At 65.1% G+C, this 1,139-nt stretch carries 1 protein-coding gene; it reads left to right on the top strand.

From position 1 onward, the window contains the following. The first annotated feature begins 47 nt into the window (after nucleotides 1–47). Nucleotides 48–1,139 (top strand): IS630 family transposase, encoded by a 1,092-nt coding sequence (locus tag AB0399_RS40490; protein ID WP_329361896.1) that lies wholly within the window; start codon nucleotides 48–50, stop codon nucleotides 1,137–1,139.

The raw sequence follows: 1,139 nt of genomic DNA, 5'->3' as shown, positions 1-1,139 counted from the left end.
CTAGTGTTCTGAGTCGGGAGTTCTGTTCATAACGGTAGGCTGTGTCTGTGGTGCGGACGGGTCGGCCGAAGGCCGAGTTGGTGTTGTCGGATGATGAGCGGGCTGCCCTGGAGGGGTGGGTGCGGCGTCGTTCGACGCCGCAGGCGTGGGCTTTGCGGTGCCGGATCATCCTGGCCTGCTCGAGTGGGGCGTCGAACAAAGACGTGGCGGCGGAGGTGGGCTCGACGCCGCATGCGGTGGGTCGGTGGCGGGCGCGGTTCGTTCAGCACCGGATCGCCGGCTTGGGTGACATGCCCAGGCCGGGTGGCCCGCGCACGGTGACCGATGAGCAGGTGGCGGACCTGATCGCCAGGACTTTGGAACGTACTCCGAAGGACGCGACCCACTGGTCGACGCGGTCGATGGCCAAGGAGACGGGGCTGTCGCAGTCGACGGTCTCGCGGGTGTGGCGGGCGTTCGGCCTGCAGCCGCACCGTAGTGAGACGTTCAAGCTGTCGACCGATCCGTACTTCGTCGACAAGGTCCACGACGTGGTCGGGTTGTATCTGGATCCGCCTGAGCGGGCTCTGGTGTTCTGCGTGGACGAGAAATCGCAGATCCAGGCACTGGACCGGTCCCAGCCCGTACTGCCGATGATGCCCGGAGTCCCGCAGCGGATGACGGCCGACTACGTCCGGCACGGCACGACCACCCTGTTCGCCGCACTGGAGGTCGCCACGGGCAAGGTCATCGGCTCACTGCACCGCCGGCACCGGGCCGAGGAGTTCAAGAAGTTCCTGGCCAAGCTCGACAAGGAGATACCGGCGGACCTGCAGGTGCACCTGGTCCTGGACAACTACGCCACCCACAAGACCCCGGCCATCAAGACCTGGCTGCTGGCACACCCACGGTTCCACCTGCACTTCACACCGACCGGCTCGTCCTGGCTGAACCTGGTCGAGCGATGGTTCGCCGAACTGACCAACAAGCAGATACGGCGAGGCGTCCACAAATCCGTCCAGGCCCTGGAGACCGACATCCGCCAGTGGATCGCCACCTGGAACACCGATCCCAAGCCCTACATCTGGACCAAGACCGCAGAGGACATCCTCGAACGCCTCGCCGGATATCTGAAGCGAATTCCCGACTCAGAACACTAG

The organism is Streptomyces sp. NPDC088194 (genome assembly GCF_040702025.1).
In the GTDB taxonomy this organism is placed as follows: domain Bacteria; phylum Actinomycetota; class Actinomycetes; order Streptomycetales; family Streptomycetaceae; genus Actinacidiphila.
The sequence above is the reverse complement of the archived record's forward strand: the minus strand, read 5'-3'. Positions and strand labels throughout refer to the sequence as shown.